The 21,052-nt window shown below is 59.3% G+C and carries 17 protein-coding genes and 1 riboswitch; of the genes, 10 read left to right on the forward strand and 7 right to left on the reverse strand.

The genetic code is table 11. From position 1 onward, the window contains the following. Positions 1–47 precede the first annotated feature (47 nt). Complete coding sequence (gene metF, locus ACJ8HA_RS22350; protein WP_004931071.1) at positions 48–944, forward strand: methylenetetrahydrofolate reductase; 897 nt, start codon at positions 48–50, stop codon at positions 942–944. Positions 945–1,050: 106 nt separating this feature from the next. Here the strand turns inward: metF and ppc are convergent, their stop codons facing one another. Continuing rightward, positions 1,051–3,687, reverse strand: a complete 2,637-nt coding sequence (gene ppc / locus ACJ8HA_RS22355; protein WP_025304657.1) for a phosphoenolpyruvate carboxylase — start codon at positions 3,685–3,687, stop codon at positions 1,051–1,053. A gap of 257 nt (positions 3,688–3,944) precedes the next feature. After that, positions 3,945–5,090: an acetylornithine deacetylase gene (gene argE, locus ACJ8HA_RS22360; RefSeq protein ID WP_164068515.1), complete on the reverse strand. Its 1,146-nt coding sequence runs from the start codon at positions 5,088–5,090 to the stop codon at positions 3,945–3,947. Between the two features lie 216 nt (positions 5,091–5,306). Between argE and argC the strand changes: the two genes are divergently transcribed. From argC to argH, 4 genes are all read left to right on the forward strand, one after another. After that, positions 5,307–6,311 (forward strand): N-acetyl-gamma-glutamyl-phosphate reductase, encoded by a 1,005-nt coding sequence (gene argC / locus ACJ8HA_RS22365; protein WP_164100111.1) that lies wholly within the window; start codon positions 5,307–5,309, stop codon positions 6,309–6,311. A 20-nt stretch (positions 6,312–6,331) separates the two neighbouring features. Further along, positions 6,332–7,105, forward strand: a complete 774-nt coding sequence (gene argB, locus ACJ8HA_RS22370; protein WP_016929723.1) for an acetylglutamate kinase — start codon at positions 6,332–6,334, stop codon at positions 7,103–7,105. Between the two features lie 25 nt (positions 7,106–7,130). Next, entirely contained in the window at positions 7,131–8,351 is a 1,221-nt protein-coding gene (locus tag ACJ8HA_RS22375) for an argininosuccinate synthase (protein ID WP_004931061.1), read from the forward strand. Between the two features lie 68 nt (positions 8,352–8,419). Beyond that, positions 8,420–9,793 carry an argininosuccinate lyase gene (gene argH / locus ACJ8HA_RS22380; RefSeq protein WP_025304654.1) on the forward strand — a complete coding sequence of 458 codons (1,374 nt, stop codon included), beginning with the start codon at positions 8,420–8,422 and terminating at the stop codon, positions 9,791–9,793. Between the two features lie 36 nt (positions 9,794–9,829). On the opposite strand, the gene ACJ8HA_RS22385 is transcribed toward argH, so the two are convergent. From ACJ8HA_RS22385 to ACJ8HA_RS22395, 3 genes are all read right to left on the reverse strand, one after another. Further along, positions 9,830–10,156 (reverse strand): type II toxin-antitoxin system HicB family antitoxin, encoded by a 327-nt coding sequence (locus ACJ8HA_RS22385; RefSeq protein WP_019452249.1) that lies wholly within the window; start codon positions 10,154–10,156, stop codon positions 9,830–9,832. A gap of 409 nt (positions 10,157–10,565) precedes the next feature. Continuing rightward, positions 10,566–12,014, reverse strand: coding sequence for a dihydrolipoyl dehydrogenase (locus tag ACJ8HA_RS22390; RefSeq protein WP_049205311.1), 1,449 nt, complete (start codon positions 12,012–12,014; stop codon positions 10,566–10,568). Between the two features lie 72 nt (positions 12,015–12,086). Further along, positions 12,087–12,818, reverse strand: coding sequence for a glutathione peroxidase (locus ACJ8HA_RS22395; protein WP_015379403.1), 732 nt, complete (start codon positions 12,816–12,818; stop codon positions 12,087–12,089). Between the two features lie 151 nt (positions 12,819–12,969). On the opposite strand from ACJ8HA_RS22395, the gene oxyR reads away from it, so the two are divergent. Then, positions 12,970–13,887 (forward strand): DNA-binding transcriptional regulator OxyR, encoded by a 918-nt coding sequence (oxyR, locus tag ACJ8HA_RS22400; RefSeq protein ID WP_025304651.1) that lies wholly within the window; start codon positions 12,970–12,972, stop codon positions 13,885–13,887. Here the strand turns inward: oxyR and sthA are convergent. Next, positions 13,870–15,267, reverse strand: coding sequence for a Si-specific NAD(P)(+) transhydrogenase (gene sthA / locus ACJ8HA_RS22405; protein ID WP_004931047.1), 1,398 nt, complete (start codon positions 15,265–15,267; stop codon positions 13,870–13,872). The two genes, oxyR and sthA, sit on opposite strands and share 18 nt — an antisense overlap. A 218-nt stretch (positions 15,268–15,485) precedes the next feature. Here sthA and fabR point away from each other — a divergent pair, with 218 nt between their 5' ends. Then, on the forward strand, positions 15,486–16,118 hold the full coding sequence (gene fabR / locus ACJ8HA_RS22410; protein ID WP_004931044.1) for an HTH-type transcriptional repressor FabR: 633 nt from the start codon (positions 15,486–15,488) through the stop codon (positions 16,116–16,118). Positions 16,119–16,133: 15 nt separating this feature from the next. Then, positions 16,134–16,505: a YijD family membrane protein gene (locus ACJ8HA_RS22415; protein WP_025304650.1), complete on the forward strand. Its 372-nt coding sequence runs from the start codon at positions 16,134–16,136 to the stop codon at positions 16,503–16,505. Positions 16,506–16,539: 34 nt separating this feature from the next. Here the strand turns inward: ACJ8HA_RS22415 and trmA are convergent, their stop codons facing one another. After that, a complete protein-coding gene (gene trmA / locus ACJ8HA_RS22420; protein WP_043140961.1) occupies positions 16,540–17,643 on the reverse strand; it encodes a tRNA (uridine(54)-C5)-methyltransferase TrmA in 1,104 nt (367 codons plus the stop codon). A gap of 115 nt (positions 17,644–17,758) precedes the next feature. After that, positions 17,759–17,978, forward strand: a riboswitch (cobalamin riboswitch). A 69-nt stretch (positions 17,979–18,047) separates the two neighbouring features. Here trmA and btuB point away from each other — a divergent pair. Together btuB and murI are read left to right on the forward strand one after the other, a co-directional pair. Beyond that, a complete protein-coding gene (gene btuB / locus ACJ8HA_RS22425) occupies positions 18,048–19,925 on the forward strand; it encodes a TonB-dependent vitamin B12 receptor BtuB (protein WP_142591872.1) in 1,878 nt (625 codons plus the stop codon). Then, the gene (murI, locus tag ACJ8HA_RS22430; protein WP_442515523.1) at positions 19,870–20,733 is read left to right on the forward strand and encodes a glutamate racemase; all 864 of its coding nucleotides are present in this window, start codon (positions 19,870–19,872) and stop codon (positions 20,731–20,733) included. The genes btuB and murI overlap by 56 nt, the downstream gene beginning before the upstream one ends. The last annotated feature ends 319 nt before the right edge of the window (positions 20,734–21,052 follow it).

The raw sequence follows: 21,052 nt of genomic DNA on the forward strand, positions 1-21,052 counted from the left end.
CATCAAGATGAAATAAAAACAGTGATCGATAAAGAGGTGAGCAGGGTATGAGTTTTTTCCACGCAAACCAGCGGGAAGCGCTGAATCAGAGTCTGGCGGAGTTGAACGGCCAGATTAACGTATCATTCGAGTTCTTCCCGCCACGCACCAGCGAGATGGAAGAGACCCTGTGGCAGTCGATCGATCGTCTGAGCATCCTCAAACCTAAATTCGTTTCCGTCACCTACGGCGCCAATTCCGGCGAGCGCGATCGCACCCACAGCATCATCAAGGGGATCAAGGAGCGCACCGGCCTGGAGGCGGCGCCGCACCTGACCTGCATCGACGCCAGCCCGGCGCAGCTGCGCGACATTGCGACCGATTACTGGAACAGCGGCATCCGCCATATCGTGGCGCTGCGCGGCGATCTGCCGCCGGGCGGCGGCAAGCCGGACATGTACGCGACCGATCTGGTGGCGTTGCTGAAAGACGTGGGTGACTTCGACATTTCCGTCGCCGCCTACCCGGAAGTGCACCCGGAGGCGAAAAGCGCCCAGGCCGATTTGATTAACCTGAAACGCAAGATCGATGCCGGCGCCAGTCGCGCAATTACCCAGTTCTTCTTCGACGTTGAGAGCTATCTGCGCTTTCGCGACCGCTGCGTTGCCGCCGGCATCGACGTGGAAATCGTGCCGGGCATTCTGCCGGTGTCCAACTTCAAGCAGCTGCAGCGCTTCGCCACCATGACCAACGTGCGGGTGCCAAGCTGGATGACCAGCATGTTCGAAGGGCTGGACGACGATGCGGAGACCCGCAAAATGGTCGGCGCCAATATCGCCATGGACATGGTGAAGATCCTCAGCCGCGAAGGGGTGAAAGATTTCCACTTCTATACGCTGAACCGTGCAGAGATGAGCTACGCGATCTGCCACACGCTGGGCGTGCGCCCGGTGGCCGCCGCCTGACAGGCTTGCTCCATTGAAAAGGGCGCCGCTTTACCGCGGCGCCCTTTTTTTGTGGGGGAAAAGCATAAAAAAACGGCCCCGATAAACGGGGCCGCGATGAGGCTCACTAGCCGGTGTTGCGCATCCCGGCGGCGACGCCGGCGATGGTAACCATCAGCGCCTGCTCGACGCGGGCGTCCGGCTGTTCCTGCTGGCGCGAGCGGTGCAGCAATTCGGCCTGCAAGACGTTCAGCGGGTCGGTGTAAACGTTGCGCAGCGCGATGGATTCAGCGATCCACGGCAGGTCTTCCATCAGGTGCGCATCGTTGGCGATGGTCAGCACCACCTTGATGTCGCTTTCCAGCTGATCGCGCAGCTGTTGACCCAGCGGCCACAGTGCTTTATCCACCAGGCGCTGATCGTAGTATTCCGCCAGCCACAGGTCGGCTTTGGCGAACACCATTTCCAGCATGGCGATACGGGTGGAGAAGAACGGCCAGTCGCGACACATCGCTTCCAGCTCCGCCTGTTTGCCGGCTTTCACCGCTTCCTGCAATCCGGCGCCGGCGCCGAGCCAGGCCGGCAGCATCAGGCGGTTCTGCGTCCAGGCGAAGATCCACGGAATGGCGCGCAGGCTCTCTACGCCGCCGTTCGGCTTGCGCTTGGCCGGGCGTGAACCCAGCGGCAGTTTGCCCAGCTCCAGCTCCGGCGTGGCCGCGCGGAAGTAAGGCACAAAGTCCGGGTTTTCACGCACGTAGCCGCGATACATCCGGCAGGAGGTCTCGGACAGGTCGTCCATCAGCGCCCGCCATTCTTTCTTCGGTTCCGGCGGCGGCAGCAGGTTGGCCTCGAGGATCGCGCCTGCATACAGCGCCAGGCTGCTGATGGTGACTTCCGGCAGGCCGAACTTGAAGCGGATCATCTCGCCCTGTTCGGTGACGCGCAGGCCGCCCTTCAAGCTGCCCGGCGGCTGAGACAGCAGCGCCGCATGCGCCGGTGCGCCGCCGCGGCCGATGGAGCCGCCGCGGCCGTGGAACAGCGTCAGCGCTACGCCGGCCTTTTCACAGGTTTTGATCAGCGCGTCCTGCGCGCGGTACTGCGCCCAGGAAGCGGCCATCACGCCGGCGTCTTTCGCCGAGTCGGAGTAACCGATCATCACCATCTGTTTGCCCTGGATGAAGCCGCGATACCAGTCGATGTTCAGCAACTGGGTCATCACGTCGTCGGCGTTGTTCAGGTCGTCGAGGGTTTCGAACAGCGGGGCGACCGGCAGCGCGAACGGGCAGCCGGCCTCCTTCAGCAGCAGGTGCACCGCCAACACGTCGGAAGGCGTGCGCGCCATCGAAATCACGTAGGCGGCGATCGAACCCTGCGGCGCTTCGGCGATCACCCGGCAGGTTTCCAGCACTTCCTGCGTATCGGCGCTCGGTTGCCATTTCAGCGGCACCAGCGGGCGTTTGGAGTTCAGTTCGCGGATCAGGAACGCCTGCTTATCGGCTTCCGACCAGCTTTCATAATCGCCCAGCCCCAGATAGCGGGTCAGCTCGGCGATGGCTTCGGTATGGCGGGTGCTTTCCTGGCGCACGTCGATACGCACCAGCGGCACGCCGAAGCAGCGCACGCGGCGCAGGGTATCCAGCAGTTGACCATTGGCGATGATGCCCATGCCGCAGGCCTGCAGCGACTGGTAGCAGGCATACAGCGGCTCCCACAGCTGCTCGTTGTTCACCAGCAGGTCGTGCGGTTTCAGCACGCGCTCGCCCTTCAGGCGACCTTCCAGATAGGCCTGGGAGCTCATCAGCTGGCTGCGCAGCTGCTTCATGATTTCGCGGTAAGGCTCCTGCACCTCATCGCCGCCGGCGCGGGCGCGCAGCTCAGGGGTGCACTCGGTCATCGACAGCTCGGAGACCAGTACCTGAATATCGCGGGTAAACAGGTCGCAGGCTTTCCAGCGGCTGAGCAGCAGCACATGGCGGGTAATTTCGGCGGTGACGTTCGGGTTGCCGTCGCGATCGCCGCCCATCCAGGAAGTGAAGCGCACCGGCACCGCTTCTACCGGCAGGCTGTAATCGATGGAGTTTTCCAGCTGTTCGTTGAATTCGCGCAGGAACGCCGGCACGCCTTCCCACAGGCTGTTTTCCACGACGGCAAAACCCCATTTGGCTTCGTCGATCGGAGAAGGGCGGTGTTTGCGAATTTCATCGGTGTGCCACGACTGGGCTACCAGCTGACGCAGGCGGCGCATGATCTTGTTGCGCTCGTAGTCGGCCAGATCGTTGTGATCGAGCTGGCTGAGGCAGGTGTTGACCTCCACCAGCTTGTGGATCAGGGTGCGGCGGGTGATCTCCGTCGGGTGTGCCGTCAGCACCAGCTCGATGGAGAGTTGCGACACCGCGTGCTGCAGCTCTTTGTCGCTGAGCTTTTTGTCTTTGAGGCGGCTGAACAGTTGAGCCAGCGCTTCCGGATTGCTGGCGGCTTCGCCGTTGGGCGAAATGCTGTGGTACTGCTCGGCGACGTTGGTCAGGTTGAGGAACTGGCTGAAGGCGCGCGCCACCGGCAGCAGCTCGTCGTTGGACAGGTTCTGCAGGGTGGAGAGCAGCTCCTGGCGATGCGCTTCGTTGCCGGCGCGTGAGGATTTGGAAAGCTTACGGATGGTCTCAACGCGATCGAGAATATGCTCGCCCAGCGCTTCTTTGATGGTATCGCCGAGCAATTTGCCGAGCATACTGACATTACTGCGCATTGCCGAATATTGTTCGTTCATATAACCCCTGACCCAGTTCTGTATGATTTTTATCTTGTAAATAAATTTCACGCGTCAGGCGCAGACCGCCTGCCTGATCACATCGCGTTCCTGTCCAATCGTCAATTGACACTATTTTTAGCAAAAAAACATCAAAATCGGCGCATTTTCTGAAATTTAATTACGCCTCGTGGGTTATCAGCGTGGCTTATTTCGCTGCCTTCTACTTATTTTGAGTTAGGGGAAGCATAAAGCATTTCCCCTGCTAAATGTCGGGTTTATTGCTGGCAAAAGTGATTGATCAGCTGGCCCAACAGTTTGCGCGTCGGTTCGATAAACGCGGTGTCGATGTATTCGTCCGGCTGGTGGGCCTGATCGATGGAACCGGGGCCGAGCACCAACGTCGGGCAGACCTGCTGAACGAACGGCGCTTCGGTGCAGTAGTTGACCACCTGCGTGCGGGTGCCCAGCAGTTCCTCGATCACTGCCACCATGCGGTGGTCGGTCGGGCATTCGTAGCCCGGTACCGACGCGTGCAGCTCTTCGATGGTCAGGCGGCCCGGCCAGCGTTGGCTCACCGGCTCCAATGCCTGATGCATCAGTTCGTTGATGTTGTCGAGCGTCATGCCGGGCAGCGGGCGGATATCCAGGTGCAGCTCGCAGCAGGCGCAGATGCGGTTGGCCGCGTCGCCGCCGCTGATATGGCCGAAGTTCATGGTGGGATAAGGCACGGCGAACGCCGGGTTGTTGTAGCGCTCCTGCAGGGTTTTGCGCAGCTCCATCAGGCGGCCGATGGACTCGTGCATCAGATCGATGGCGTTGACGCCGCGCGCCGGATCGCTGGAGTGGCCGGACTGGCCGACGATGCGAATGGCGTTGGCCATGTGGCCCTTGTGCGCGCGCACCGGCTGCAGCGAGGTCGGCTCACCGATGATGGCGAAATCTGGACGAATGGCGGTAGAGGCGGCGAAGTAACGCGCGCCGGCCATCGTCGTTTCTTCATCTGCGGTGGCTAAAATGTACAGCGGCTTGGTCAATTTGCTCGCGTCGATATCGCGCACCGCATCCAGAATAAAGGCGAAGAAGCCTTTCATGTCGGCGGTGCCTAGCCCGTAGAGCTTGTTGTCGTGCTCGGTCAGGGTGAAGGGATCGCGCGTCCAGCGGCCTTCGTCGTAAGGCACCGTATCGGTGTGGCCGGCCAGCAGCAGGCCGCCGCTGCCTTCGCCGATGCTGGCCAGCAGGTTGAATTTGTGGCGCGACTCCGGCACCGGCTGTACGTCGACGCGAAAGCCCAGGTCGGCAAACCATCCGGCCAGCAAGTTGATTAACGCCTCATTGCTCTGATCGAGGCCGGCATCGGTGGCGCTGATTGACTTCGTTGCGATCAACGCCCGGTACAGCTCAATAAATGGAGGTAATTTCATCTTCACTGTTGACAGCCTTTGGTTAGGATAGTATCAATATTCATGCATTTATTTTGAATAAAAATACAGTAAGCCGACGCGTAAGGGAACCCGATACCCGGATGTTTATAAAAGCATCAACGCCTGGCTCCGTGGGTGAACGGCGCAACAACGCTGGCTAGCCCTGTTACCTGGGTCGCAAGCGACCGCACGTCAGTTTAGAAGGTGAAAGGCCACATGTTGAATACGCTGATCGTTGGTGCCAGCGGTTACGCCGGAGCGGAGCTCACGGCTTACCTGAATCGCCACCCACACATGAACATAACCGCTTTAGCGGTTTCAGCGCAAAGTGCAGATGCAGGAAAGTTGCTTTCCGATCTCCATCCCCAGTTGAAAGGCATCGTCGATCTGCCGCTGCAACCGTTGACCGACGTTGCCAAGGCGGCGCAGGGCATCGACGTGGTGTTCCTCGCCACCGCCCATGAAGTCAGCCACGATATCGCACCGGCCTTCCTGGCGGCGGGCTGCGTGGTGTTCGATCTGTCCGGCGCCTTTCGCGTGCAGGACGCCGGTTTTTATAGCCAGTACTACGGTTTCGAGCATCAGCATGGCGCCCTGCTGGAGCAGGCGGTGTACGGCCTGGCGGAGTGGCAGAGCGACAAGATCAAACAGGCGCAACTGATTGCCGTGCCGGGCTGTTACCCGACGGCGGCGCAGCTGGCGCTGAAACCGTTAATCGAAAAACAGCTGCTGAACCTCGACCAGTGGCCGGTGATCAACGCCACCAGCGGCGTTAGCGGCGCCGGGCGCAAGGCCAGCATGACCACCAGCTTCTGCGAAGTGAGCCTGCAGCCGTACGGTATTTTCACTCACCGGCACCAGCCGGAGATCGCCGCGCACCTGGGCGTGCCGGTTATCTTTACGCCGCACCTGGGCAACTTCCCGCGCGGCATCCTTGAAACCATCACCTGCCGCCTGAAGGCCGGCGTGACCGCGCAGGACGTCGCGGCCGCCTATCATGCCACCTATGACGACAAGCCGCTGGTGCGGTTGTACGACCAGGGCGTGCCGGCGCTGAAAGCGGTGGTGGGGTTGCCGTTCTGCGATATCGGTTTTGCGGTGCAGGGCGAGCATCTGATCGCCGTCGCGGTGGAAGACAACCTGCTGAAAGGCGCGGCGGCGCAGGCGGTGCAATGCCTGAATATCCGTTTCGGCTTCCCGGAAACCCAGTCACTCCTTTAAACCAGCGTGAGTAAACAGCAATGAACCCGTTAATTATCAAGTTAGGTGGCGTGTTATTAGACAGTGAAGAAGCGCTGGAGCGTCTGTTTACCGCGCTGGACAGCTACCGCCAGCAGCATCAGCGTCCGCTGGTGATCGTGCACGGCGGCGGCTGCGTGGTGGACGAACTGATGAAGCAGCTCGCTTTGCCGGTGGTGAAAAAGAACGGCCTGCGGGTCACGCCGGCCGATCAGATCGACATCATCACCGGCGCGCTGGCCGGCACCGCCAACAAAACGCTGCTGGCGTGGGCGATTAAACATCAAATCAACGCCGTCGGCCTGAGCCTGGCGGACGGCGGCAGCGCGGTCGTGACCCCGCTCGATCCGGCATTGGGCCACGTCGGCAACGCGCAGCCCGGTTCGCCCGCGCTGCTCAATACCCTGCTGGGCGCCGGCTACCTGCCGGTTATCAGCTCCATCGGCATCACCGCCGAAGGGCAGTTAATGAACGTGAACGCCGATCAGGCGGCGACGGCGCTGGCGGCGACGCTGGGGGCGGACCTGATCCTGCTGTCGGACGTCAGCGGCATCCTCGACGGCAAGGGGCAACGCATTGCGGAAATGACGGCGCAAAAAGCGGAACAACTGATCGCGCAAGGCATCATCACCGATGGTATGGTGGTGAAGGTGAATGCGGCGCTCGACGCCGCCCGCACCCTCGGCCGCCCGGTGGATATCGCCAGCTGGCGCCATGCCGATCAGCTTCCTGCTTTGTTTAACGGCGTGTCGATTGGCACCCGGATCCTCGCTTAATTTTAGAATTAGAAAGGAATAGATCATGCAAAACCAAGGCATCAAAAAAATCGTTCTGGCGTACTCCGGCGGCCTGGATACCTCGGCCATCATTCCATGGCTGAAAGAGAACTACGGCGGCTGTGAAGTGGTGGCGTTCGTGGCGGACATCGGCCAGGAGCGCAGCGATCTGGAAGGCGTGGAGCAAAAAGCCCTGCAGTCCGGTGCCTCTGAATGTCACGTGGTCGATCTGCGTGAAGAATTTATCCGCGATTACGTTTATCCGGTGCTGCAGACCGGCGCCCTGTACGAGGGCAGCTACCTGCTGGGTACCTCGATGGCGCGGCCGATCATCGCCAAGGCGCAGGTCGAGCTGGCGTTGAAAGTGGGCGCCGATGCGCTGTGCCACGGCGCGACCGGCAAAGGCAACGACCAGGTGCGTTTCGAGACCACCTACACCGCGCTGGCGCCGCAGCTGAAAGTGGTGGCGCCGTGGCGCGAGTGGAACCTGCGTTCCCGTGAAGCGCTGCTGGATTACCTGAAAGAGCGCAACATCCCGACCACCGCGTCGCTGGAAAAAATCTATAGCCGCGATGAGAACGCCTGGCACATCTCCACCGAAGGCGGCGTGCTGGAAAGCCCGTGGAACGCGCCAAACAAGGATTGCTGGGTATGGACCGTCGATCCGCAGGAAGCGCCGGATCAGCCTGAGCAGGTGACCGTTACCGTTGAGAAAGGCCGCGTCGTGGCGGTTAACGGTAAAGCGCTGTCGCCGTACCAGTGCCTGGAAACCCTGAACGCGCTGGGCGCCAAGCACGGCGTCGGCCGGATCGACATCGTGGAAAACCGTCTGGTGGGCATCAAATCCCGCGGCTGCTATGAGACCCCGGGGGGCACTATCATGGTGGCGGCGCTGCGCGCCATCGAGCAGCTGGTGCTGGATCGCGACAGCTTCAAATGGCGCGAGCAGCTGGGCCTGGAGATGTCCTATGTGGTGTACGACGGCCGTTGGTTCGCGCCGCTGCGCCGCTCGCTGCAGGCCTCTGCCGAAGCATTGGCTGAAGAGGTGAACGGCGAAGTCGTGCTGCAGCTGTACAAAGGCCAGGTGACGGCGACCCAGAAAAAATCCGCCAACAGCCTGTACTCCGAAGAGTTCGCCACCTTCGGCGAAGACGAAGTTTACGATCACAGCCACGCGGGCGGCTTTATCCGCCTGTTCTCTCTGTCTTCACGCATCCGCGCGTTGAACGAGAAAAAGAATAAATAACCGATGGCGTGACTCTGCAAGGGCGCAGCATGCTGCGCCCTTTCGCATAAAAATTCAGGAGTAAAGGTATGGCACTTTGGGGCGGACGGTTCACTCAGGCGGCGGATCAGCGGTTCAAGCAACTCAATGATTCGCTGCGGTTCGATTATCGCCTGGCGGAGCAGGATATCGTGGGCTCGGTGGCCTGGTCGAAGGCGCTGGTGACCGTTAACGTGTTGACGGCAACGGAGCAACAGCAGCTGGAGCAGGCGCTGAATGCCTTGCTGGCGGAAGTCCAGGCCGATCCTTTGGCGATCGTCCAAAGCGATGCCGAAGACATCCACAGCTGGGTGGAGCAGAAGCTGATCGAGAAGGTCGGCGATTTGGGCAAGAAGCTGCACACTGGCCGCAGCCGCAACGATCAGGTCGCGACCGATCTGAAGCTGTGGTGCAAACAGCAGATCGGCGATCTGCATCAGGCGATCGTCCAGCTGCAGCAGGCGCTGGTGGAGACCGCCGAAGCCAATCAGGATGCGGTGATGCCGGGGTATACCCACCTGCAACGCGCGCAGCCGGTGACTTTCGCGCACTGGTGCCTGGCCTATGTCGAGATGCTGGCGCGCGATGAGAGCCGACTGCAGGATACCCTGAAACGGCTGGACGTCAGCCCGCTGGGCAGCGGCGCGCTGGCCGGCACTGCGTATCCTATCGATCGCGAGCAACTGGCCGGCTGGCTGGGCTTCGCCTCGGCGACCCGCAACAGCCTGGACAGCGTATCCGATCGCGATCACGTGCTGGAGTTGCTGTCCAACGCCGCCATCAGCATGGTGCACCTGTCGCGCTTCGCCGAAGATCTGATCTTCTTCAACAGCGGCGAAGCGGCGTTTGTCGAGCTGTCTGACCGCGTGACCTCCGGCTCTTCGCTGATGCCGCAGAAGAAAAACCCGGACGCGCTGGAGCTGATCCGCGGCAAGTGCGGCCGCGTACAGGGCGCGCTGACCGGCATGATGATGACGCTGAAAGGCCTTCCGCTGGCGTACAACAAAGACATGCAGGAAGACAAAGAAGGGCTGTTCGACGCGCTCGACACCTGGATGGACTGCCTGCAGATGGCGGCGCTGGTGCTGGACGGCATTCAGGTGAAGCGCCCGCGCTGTCAGGAAGCGGCGGAGCAGGGCTATGCCAACGCCACCGAGCTGGCGGATTACCTGGTCGCCAAGGGCGTGCCGTTCCGCGAAGCGCACCATATCGTCGGTGAGGCGGTGGTAGAGGCGATTCGCCAGGGCAAACCGCTGGAAGCGCTGCCGCTGGCGGATTTGCAGCAGTTCAGCGCGACGATTGGCGACGACGTCTATCCGATCCTGGCGTTGCAATCTTGCCTGGACAAACGTGCGGCCAAAGGCGGCGTCGCGCCGCAGCAGGTGGCCGCGGCAATCGCCGCAGCGAAACAGCGTTTAGCTTGAGGACGATAAGGGCGGCCTGGTGCCGCCCTTGCACCTCTACCCCGCCAGGCGTGCGCACAGATAACGGTTCAGGCTCACGCCTTCCTCCATCGCGCCGATCGCCAGCCGGCGATGCTGTTCCGGCGTCATGCGTAACACCAGTTTTCCGCTGAAGTTCTTTTCCGCCAGCGCCTGCGGCGGCGTTTCACCTTGCGCCAGCATGTCGGCGATCGTTTCGCTCACGACTTTTTCGATACCCTCCAGTGCGCCGGTACGCGTGGCGGCTAGCCAGGACAGCGAGGGGAATTCGGCGCACAGCCCGACATATTCACGATCTTCCGCTGACCAGGTGATGCGATAGGTATAGTGTTCATGCTTTTCCATGTTCTTCCTCCATTCTGGCCAGTGCGGCGATGACCTGCTTAACCTGATATGCCTTGGCCGCGCCGTTGTTGCCGCGTTGGATATTGATGCGCGGATCGCCTGGCCAGGGCATGCGATAAACGTGATGGCTGCTACCGTTTATGCGCGGCGGCCCAAACCATCACACGCAGACTTTCGCTAACTCGGCGAATTTGATGCTGTTCTGCCGCTGTTGCAAATCAGCGATGTCATCCCTGATCTCGTTCATGCCGCCTCCATTTTAGTATCGTTATTGGTATCACTTCAATGCCAAAGCATAAAAAATGAGCGCGGGCGGGCCGTGAGGCAAGCGGAGGGAGGAAATTGTGGAAAGTGCTGCGCAAAAAAACCGGGCCTGAAGGCCCGGTGGATATAAACGGAGAATAAGAGGTTACTCACCCGGACAGCGCTGGCAGCGCTCGATTTCGGCCGTGCCGAGTTTGAGCTTCGCCTGCAGATCGCGCAGCGCGGTGCGCAAGCCTTCTTCGATCACCGGATGATAGAACGGCATGTCCAGCATCTGATCGACGGTCATCTGCTGTTGGTGCGCCCAGGCTAACAGGTGCGCAATGTGTTCGGCGTCGGGGCCGATCATTTCCGCGCCGAGGAAACGGCCGGTGCCTTGCTCGCCGTAGACGTGCAAAATGCCCTTATTGCGCAGCATCACCCGCGAGCGGCCCTGATTCTCAAACGAGACTTTGCCCACTTCAAAGCAGCCGCAGGCGCTGAACTTCTCGCTCAGCTCGCGGAAAGTCGAGCCGACCATGGCGATCTGCGGATCGGAGAACACCACCGAAATCGCGCTGCGGCGCAGACCTGGATTGATCTCCGGGAAGCTGCCGGCGTTGGCGCCGGCGATGCGCGCCTGATCGCTGGCCTCGTGCAACAGCGGCAGCTGGTTGCTGGCGTCGCCGGCGATAAAGATATGCGGCACGCTGGTTTGCATCGTCAGGCGGTCGGCCAGCGGCACGCCTCGAGCGTCGAGCTGCAGGTCGGTGTTTTCGAGACCCAGCCGATCGACGTTGGGGCGGCGGCCGGTGGCGGCCAGCACGTAGTCCACCAGGATCTCCTGCGACTGGCCCTGCAGATCCTGATAGCGGATAAATACGCGGTCGCCTTCGCGCTGCATCATCTCCACTTTCACGTCGGCGTCGAGGTAGAACTCTTCTCCCAACGCCTTCGCAGCGTAATCGCGCACGGCGCTGTCGGTCAGCGGCCCGACGGCGCCGCCGATGCCGAAGACCTTGGTGTCGACGCCGAGGCGGTGCAGCGCTTGCCCCAGCTCCAGCCCGATGACGCCGGGGCCGAATACCGCCACGGACTGCGGCAAGTCATCCCAGTTGAACAGATCGTCGTTGACGATCAGGCGATCGCCCAGTTCGTTCCACGGCGCCGGCCAGCTGGGGCGAGAGCCGGTGGCGATCACGATGCGCTGCGCCACGATGCGCGTATGGTCATCGACCTGCAGCGTGTTGTCGTCGATAAAGCGGGCATAGCCCTGAATTTTGTCGGCGGCCGGGATCTCGTCCACGCCTTCCAGCACGAAGCCGACGAAACGATCGCGTTCGCGTTTGACGCGCGCCATCACCTCGCGTCCGTCGATACGCGTTTTGCCGGTTGGGTGCACGCCAAAGCCCGGCGCACGTTCGATTTGATGCACCGCTTCGGCGGCGGCGATCAATAATTTGGATGGCATGCAGCCAACGCGCGCACAGGTGGTGCCGTAAGGCCCGCCTTCAATCATCACCACGCTGGGGGTAGACAGTTTGGCCGCGCGATAGGCGCCGAGCCCTGCGGTGCCGCCGCCGATGACCGCAACATCAACGTTCAACAGTTTCATATCCGCTCCTGAAAGGTAAAAAAAGGGCGGGCCGTAGCCCGCCAAAGTTCACGTTGGCTTTGTTATTACTTATTAAGCTGACAGGAAAGTTTCCAGATCGTCGCTGCCGCCAATGTGACGGCCGCCGATGAACACCTGCGGCACCGTGGCGCGGCCGCTGACGGCGCGCAGGCTAACGGTGGTGGCGTCTTTGCCCAGGACGATCTCTTCATACTGAATGCCGCGCTCTTGCAGCATCTGTTTGGCTTTGGCGCAGAATGGGCAGCCCGGTTTGGTGAACAGGGAGACCGATTCCTGCACTTTGAATTCCGGCGCCAGGTATTTCAGCATGGTGTCGGCGTCGGACACTTCAAACGGGTCGCCCGGCTTGTTCGGCTCGACGAACATTTTCTCGACCACGCCGTTGCGCACCAGCATCGAGTAGCGCCATGAACGAGGGCCAAAGCCCAGGTCCGCTTTCTCGACCAGCATGTTCATGCCTTTGGTGAATTCACCGTTGCCGTCCGGCACGAAGGTGATGTTTTCCGCATGTTGGTCGGCTTTCCAGGCGTTCATCACGAAGGTGTCGTTCACGGAGACGCAAAGAATGCTGTCGACGCCGTGCTGCTTGAATACGCTGGACAGTTCGTTGTAGCGCGGCAGGTGGCTCGAAGAACAGGTCGGCGTGAACGCGCCCGGCAGCGAGAAAACAATGACGGTTTTGTTTTTGAACAGGTCATCAGTGGTCACATCAATCCATTGGTCGCCCTGACGGGTGTGGAAAGTAACCTGAGGAACTTTCTTGCCTTCTTGACTGGTAAACATTGATTAACCCCTTAATTAGGAAAAGTAATTTTTAGCATTTAGCGCGATATCGCTTCGTTGGGACACATTATTGTCGCTGGGGCTTGATAGATCTAATCGCTCATTGCTATCTTATCTATCGCCATGAGCTATCATGGAATGGAGGGAAACAATGAATATTCGTGATTTAGAGTATCTGGTCGCCTTGGCCGAGCACCGGCACTTCCGCCGCGCGGCCGATTCATGCCATGTAAGCCAACCCACGCTGAGCGGGCAGATCCGCAAGCTGGAAGACGAGTTGGGCGTCATGCTGCTCGAACGCACCAGCCGCAAGGTACTGTTCACCCAGGCGGGCCTGTTGCTGGTGGAGCAGGCGCGTACCGTGCTGCGCGAAGTGAAAGTGTTGAAGGAGATGGCCAGCCAGCAGGGCGAGGCCATGTCCGGGCCGCTGCACATCGGTCTGATCCCGACCGTGGGGCCTTATCTGCTGCCGCAGATCATCCCGACGCTGCACAAAACCTTCCCGAAACTGGAAATGTACCTGCACGAAGCGCAAACCCACCAACTGCTGGCGCAACTCGACAGCGGCAAGCTGGACTGCGCCATTCTGGCGCTGGTGAAGGAAACCGAGGCGTTTATCGAAGTGCCTCTGTTCGATGAACCGATGAAGCTGGCGGTGTATTCCGATCACCCGTGGGCGCAGCGCGAGCGCGTGGCGATGCCGGATTTGGCGGGAGAAAAGCTGCTGATGCTGGAAGATGGCCACTGCCTGCGCGATCAGGCGATGGGCTTCTGCTTCCAGGCGGGCGCGGACGAGGATACCCACTTCCGCGCCACCAGTCTGGAAACGCTGCGCAATATGGTCGCGGCCGGCAGCGGCATTACCCTGCTGCCGTCCCTGGCGGTGCCGCCGCAGCGCGAGCGCGATGGCGTCTGCTATCTGGATTGCTACAAGCCGGAGCCGAAGCGCACCATCGCGTTGGTGTATCGCCCCGGTTCCCCACTGCGCAGCCGTTATGAGCAGTTGGCCGAAGCGATCCGCGAGCACATGCAGGGCTACATCGACAACGCGTTAAAACAGGCGGTTTAAGCCGTTAAGCGCTGCCACCCGGTAGGCTTCGGCCATGGTCGGATAGTTGAAGGTCGTATTAACGAAATACTCGATAGTATTGCCTTCACCTTTCTGTTCCATGATCGCCTGACCGATGTGGATGATCTCCGCCGCACGTTCGCCGAAGCAGTGGATCCCGAGGATCTGCAGGGTGTCGCGATGGAACAGGATCTTCAGGCTGCCGACGTTCATCCCGGCTATCTGCGCGCGCGCCAGATGTTTGAACTGGGCGCGGCCCACTTCATACGGCACCTTCATCGCCGTCAGTTCCTGCTCGGTTTTGCCGACGGAGCTGATTTCCGGAATGGTGTAGATGCCGGTCGGGATATCTTCGATTAAGTGACCGCTGGCTTCACCGGAGGCGATCGCCTGCGCGGCGATGCGGCCCTGATCGTAGGCGGCGGAAGCCAGACTCGGATAGCCGATGACGTCACCGACCGCATAAATGTGCGACAGCGCGGTTTGATACATGCTGTTCACTTTCAGCAGCCCGCGGCTGTCCGACTCCAGGCCGACGTTCTCCAACCCTAACGAATCGGTGTTACCGGTACGGCCGTTGGCGTACAGCAGGCAGTCCGCTTTCACCTTCTTGCCGGACTTCAGGTGCACGATCACGCCGTCTTCGGTGCCTTCGATCTTCTCGAATTCTTCGTTGTGGCGGATCACCACGCCGTTGTTCCAGAAGTGGTAAGAGAGCGAATCCGACATCTCCTGATCGAGGAACGCCAGCAGACGATCGCGGGTGTTGATCAGATCGACCTTGACGTTCAGGCCGCGGAAGATGGACGCATACTCGCAGCCGATCACCCCGGCGCCGTAAATGATCACGTGGCGTGGCTCATGGCTCAGCTCGAGAATGGAATCGCTGTCGTAGATGCGCGGATGGTTGAAATCGACGCTGGCCGGATGGTAAGGACGCGAGCCGCAGGCGATCACGATGTGATCGGCGCGGATGGTGTCCTGGGTGCCGTCCATGTAGCTGACGCTGACGGTGTTGGCGTCGATGAAGCGCGCGTCGCCGGCGAACAGTTTGCACTGGTTCCGCTCATAGAACCCTTGGCGCATTCGGGTCTGCTGGCTGATGACGTTATCGGCGTGGCGTAAAATGTCAGGGAAGGTCGCGCTGAGCGTGCGCGAGTTGTTGTAAAGCGGGTTCTGGTTGAATTCGATAATGCGGCTGACGGCGTGGCGGAGGGCTTTGGAAGGGATGGTGCCCCAGTGGGTACATCCGCCGCCTACGTTATTGTACCGTTCGATAACGGCCACGCGGGCGCCTTGTTTCACCAGCCCCATGGCGGCACCTTCACCACCAGGGCCCGAGCCAATCACAATGGCATCAAATTGATAGTGCTGTTGCATGTAGGAGAGACCTGTTTTTTTATACAAGATTACAACGGTATCTTAACATCATAGCGCTGCTCACCCAATCACCATTAGGCTTTTTGAGTCAAAGCACAATCGGCTCAGGGCGGAAGTGTGATAGAGCGCGTTAGTATAAATGCTGTTGCAATAAAATTTGCTATATTGCCGAGTCTAGGGCGTTAGACTGAGAAAATGGAACCTATCCGGATATGCATATGGGCGTCAGAGCACAACAAAAAGAACGGACTCGTCGTTCCCTGATCGAAGCCGCTTTCAGCCAGCTGAGCGCCGAACGCAGCTTCGCCAGCCTGAGCCTGCGGGAAGTTTCACGCGAGGCGGGCATTGCGCCCACGTCGTTTTATCGCCATTTCCGCGATGTGGACGAGCTGGGGCTGACCATGGTGGACGAAAGCGGCCTGATGCTGCGTCAGTTGATGCGCCAGGCGCGCCAACGCATCGCCAAGGGCGGCAGCGTAATCCGCACCTCGGTGTCCACCTTTATGGAATTTATCGGCAACAACCCGAACGCCTTCCGCCTGCTGCTGCGTGAGCGCTCCGGCACGTCGGCGGCATTCCGTGCGGCAGTGGCGCGCGAGATCCAGCATTTCATCGCTGAACTGGCGGACTACCTCGAATTGGAAAACCACATGCCGCGCAGTTTTACCGAAGCGCAGGCGGAAGCGATGGTCACCATCGTGTTCAGCGCCGGCGCGGAAGCGCTGGATATCGACGTCGAGCAGCGGCAGCAGCTGGAAGAACGGCTGGTGCTGCAGCTACGGATGATCTCCAAAGGGGCGTATTACTGGTATCGTCGCGAACAAGAAAAAGCTTCTGTGTCCCACGTATAAAAAAGGTAAAAAATGATGGAAAAACCAGGCCGTGAAAATGGCACCTTACTGCTGGCGTTAATTGCCGGCCTTTCGATCAACGGTTCCTTTGCTGCGCTGTTCAGCTCGGTGGTGCCGTTTTCGATCTTCCCGCTGATCGCGTTGGTGCTGGCGGTGTACTGCCTGCATCAGCGTTACCTGAACCGCGCCATGCCGGATGGCATGCCGAAGCTGGCGGCGGCCTGTTTCCTGCTGGGGCTGCTGCTGTACAGCGCCATCGTGCGCGCCGAATATCCGCAGATCGGCTCCAACTTCCTGCCGTCGGTGATCTGCGTGGCGCTGGTGCTGTGGATCGGGATGAAACTGAAGGCGCGCAAGGCGCCGGATGCGCCGACTCAAGAATCGTAATGAAACGGGGCGCCATCATGGCGCCCCTGTCGTATCAGCGATGCTTTTCCAGCAACACACCGCATTCCATGTGATGGGTATACGGGAACTGATCGAACAGCGCCAGGCGGCTGACCCGGTGGGTGGCCTGCAGCGTTTCCAAGTTGGCGCACAGCGTTTCCGGGTTGCATGAGATATAGAGAATGCGCGGGTAGGCCTGCACCATCTTCACCGTTTCCTCGTCCAGCCCGCTGCGCGGCGGATCGACGAAAATCGTCTCGCAGTTGTAACCACTCAGATCGATGCCTTTCAACCGGTTGAATTCGCGTACTCCGTTCATCGCCTGAGTGAAGTCTTCTGCCGCCATGCGGATGATTTGCACATTGTCGATATGGTTGGCGGCGATGTTGTACTGCGCCGCCGCCACCGACGGCTTGGCGATCTCGGTCGCCAGCACGCGCTCGAAATTGCGCGCCAGCGCCAGCGAGAAGTTGCCATTGCCACAGTACAGCTCCAGCAAATCGCCTTTGGAACCGGCGGTGACCGCCAACGCCCACTCCAGCATCTGCACGTTCATGGCCGCATTGGGCTGAGTGAAGCTGTTTTCCACCTGACGATAGATCATGTCGCGGCCGGCGACCGGCAGCACTTCGTCAACATAATCCTGGTCGAGCATGATCTTGGTCTTCGACGCCCGGCCGATCAGCTGCAGGTCGAAACCCTGTGCGCGCAGATCGTCACGCAACTGCTCGGCGCGCCGTTGCCAAACGTCATCCAGCTTGCGGTGGTACAGCAGCGAGGCGATGATTTTGCCGCTTTGCGTCGACAGATAATCGATCTGGAACAGCTTGTGACGCAGGATCGGTTCCGGTTTCAGCGCGGCGATCAGGGCGGTCATCAGGCGGTTGATCAGCTCGCTGGCCGCCGGGAACTGGTCGACGCGAATACGCTGCTTGGTCTGCTGATCGAACATGATGTGATACATGTCGTCCGCGTCGTGCCAGATGCGGAATTCGGCGCGCATGCGGTAGTGGTCGACTGGCGAGCGGAACACTTCCGGCTCGGGCGCCGCGAACGGTGACATCAACGTCTTCAGGCGGGCGACTTTCTCCGCCAGTTGGTCATCGTAACGTTCAATAGGCAAATTCTCGGGCGTCATGTGTGTCTTCTCGTCAGGCAAATTTGATCAGCGGGGATTGTAGGGAATCAGCCCGTGAAGTCCAGTTTTGTCGCGTTTATTATTTGTAACATTAGTAGCAGTCTAGACATCTATTTTCATTGATCGTAGCATTGCCGTCCGGCCTCAAGCAGCGAGTGAAAAGGGAATCCGGTGTGAATCCGGAGCTGACGCGCAGCGGTAAGGGGAAGTCACGGCGATAGCGTTTCGACGCAGACACTGTCCACTGCAGGATGGGAAGTCATCGCCCGTTGCTGGTCGCGCCCCGCGGCCCGCAAATCCCAAGCCCGAAGACCTGCCGGTGTTACGTCGCAATGTCCGTGGCCGTCGCGAACTACCGGCCATGATCCTGCGGCATCCGCCAATTAAGTTTGGATGCTTTTCTCATGACAATTACAAAAAATACGCTGCTGGCGGTGGCCTCCTCCGTCACGGCTTTTTCTGGATGGGCGCAAGACAACACCACAGCCAAGAATGGCGATAACCTGGTGGTGACCGCCAACCGTTTCCCGCAGCCGGTTTCTTCTGTGCTGGCACCGACTTCCATCGTCACCCGTAACGATATCGATCGCTGGCAGGCCAAGAGCCTGACCGACGTGATGCGCCGCTTGCCAGGCGTGGACGTTGGCCAAAACGGTGGATTGGGACAAAAGAGCTCGCTGTTTATTCGCGGCACCAACTCCAGCCATGTGCTGGTGCTAATTGACGGCATTCGCCTTAATCAGGCGGGCGTCAGCGGTTCTTCCGATCTCAGCCAAATCCCGATTTCGCTGGTGCAGAAAGTCGAATACATTCGCGGCCCGCGCTCGGCGGTGTACGGCTCCGATGCCATCGGCGGCGTGGTCAACATTATTACCACCCGCGAAAAGAACGGCACGACGCTGGCTGCCGGCGTCGGCTCCAACGGCTATCAATCCTATGACGCGTCGACCCAACAACAACTGGGTGACAGCACCGTGGCGACGGTGGCGGGGAATTACACCTATACCAAAGGGTATGACGTGGTGGCTGAAGGTAATACCAGTATTCCTCAGCCCGATCGCGACGGCTTTATGAGCAAATTGCTCTACGGCGCATTGCAGCACCAATTTAACGAGCAAATCAGCGGTTTTGTGCGTGGTTATGGTTACGATAATCGTACAGGCTACGATGGATTCTATTCTTACGATAAAGACTTCAATATTACCGGTCTGCCCGATACCCGTAAGCTGTACAGCCAAACATGGGACACGGGGTTGCGCTATCAGGAAGGGATTTACGCCACGCAGCTAGTGGGGAGTTACAGCCACAGCAAAGACTACAATTACGATCCGCGCAAAGGCCAGTATGCGATCTCCTCCAGTTTGGATGATTCGGAACAGTACAATCTGCAGTGGGGCAACACGTTTAAGGTTGCCCAAGGCACCATTAGTGCGGGCGCAGATTGGCAGGATCAACAAATCAAACCGGGTACCGCGTCCGTCAGCAGCGAGAGAAGCCAGCGCAATACTGGCATCTATCTGACTGGGCAACAGTTGGTGGGACCGGTGACGCTGGAGGCTGCTGCGCGTGGCGACGACAACTCGGAGTTCGGTTGGCACGGCACCTGGCAAACCAGTGCAGCCTGGGAATTCATCGAGGGGTATCGTTTCATTGCCTCTTACGGTACCGCGTTCAAAGCGCCAAACATGAACCAGTTGTTTAGTACCACTTACGGCAACAATAATTTGAAACCGGAAGAAAGCAAGCAATGGGAAGGCGGTTTTGAAGGCTTGACCGGGCCTGTGACCTGGCGTATTTCCGGTTATCGCAATGACATTGATAATCTTATCGACAGCGATCCGGTGAGTTACCGCTATTATAATATCGGTAAGGCGACCATTAAAGGTGTAGAGGCCACGGCTTCTTTTGAAACCGGCCCGCTGACGCATCAGATTGGTTACGATTATGTCGACCCGCGCAATGCTAAAACCAACGAAGTGCTGCTGCGCCGCGCTAAACAGCAGGTGAAATACGAGCTGGATTGGCAACTGTACGACTTTGATTGGGCAGTGACCTATCAATACCTGGGTGAGCGCTACGACAAGGATTATGGCGTTTATCCTAGCCCGACGGTTAAACTCGGCGGCGTGAGCCTGTGGGATCTCGCAGTTTCGTATCCGGTCACATCTCATCTGACAGTTCGTGGTAGAATTGCCAACCTGTTTGATAAAGATTATGAGACGGCCTATGGCTACGCTACTCCAGGAAGAGAATACTACCTCACTGGAAGCTATACCTTCTAACAGCACCGCCACACCTCGCCCGACGGTGCTGGTTTTTGATTCCGGCGTCGGCGGGTTGTCGGTGTATCAGGAGGTTCGGCAGTTGCTGCCGGATCTCCACTATATATACGCTTTCGACAACGTGGCGTTCCCCTACGGCGAGAAGTCCGAAGAGTTTATCGTTGAGCGCGTGCTGGAAATTGTCGGCGCGGTGCAGCAGCGTCATCCTCTGGCGATTGTCGTCATTGCCTGTAACACCGCCAGTACTGTCTCCTTACCGGCCCTGCGCGAGCGTTTCAGTTTCCCTGTCGTGGGCGTGGTGCCCGCCATCAAGCCTGCCGCCCGTCTTACCGTTAACGGCATTGTCGGCCTGTTGGCGACCCGCGGTACCGTACAGCGCAGCTACACCCATGAACTGATTTCCCGTTTTGCTACCGACTGTAAGATTGAACTGCTGGGCTCTTCAGAGCTGGTGGAGCTGGCGGAAGCCAAGCTGCACGGCGAAGCCGTGCCGCTGCCGGTGCTGAAGAAGATCCTGCATCCGTGGCTGAGCATGCGCGAGCCGCCGGATACTGTCGTGCTGGGCTGCACCCATTTCCCTCTATTAGCTGAAGAGTTGATGCAGGTGTTGCCGGAAGGCACCCGGCTGGTGGATTCCGGCGCGGCGATTGCCCGCCGCACCGCCTGGCTCATCTCAACGCAGGAAAATCTGGTCTCGAGCCAGGAAGAGAATCAGGCGTATTGCATGGCGTTAAATGAAGATACTGACGCTTTATTGCCCGTTTTGCAGGGTTATGGCTTTAAATCGTTGAAAAAACTGCCGCTTTAACGGTGTTTTGGTTAAACATTCAACGGTCGGAAAAAATATTGAAAATAGGGGTTGCGGCCCGCCGAGAACTCCCTATAATGCGCCTCCACTGACCGGGAACAACGACTGACAAGCCGCCGGGTCAGCGAGAAGAAAGCGAAATAAACGCTTGACTCTCAGGGCGAAAAGCGTAATATACGCAGCCCGCGCCGATGAGTTTATCGGCACTGCTCTTTAACAATTTATCAGACAATCTGTGTGGGCACTCCACAAGACGATATCCAGCATCTTCGGATGCAAAAAAATATCAAGTCTTGAAGAGTGACTAACTGAAGTAAAA

It is taken from the genome of Serratia sp. CY33802 (assembly GCF_052169095.1).
GTDB classification, from domain to species: domain Bacteria; phylum Pseudomonadota; class Gammaproteobacteria; order Enterobacterales; family Enterobacteriaceae; genus Serratia; species Serratia bockelmannii.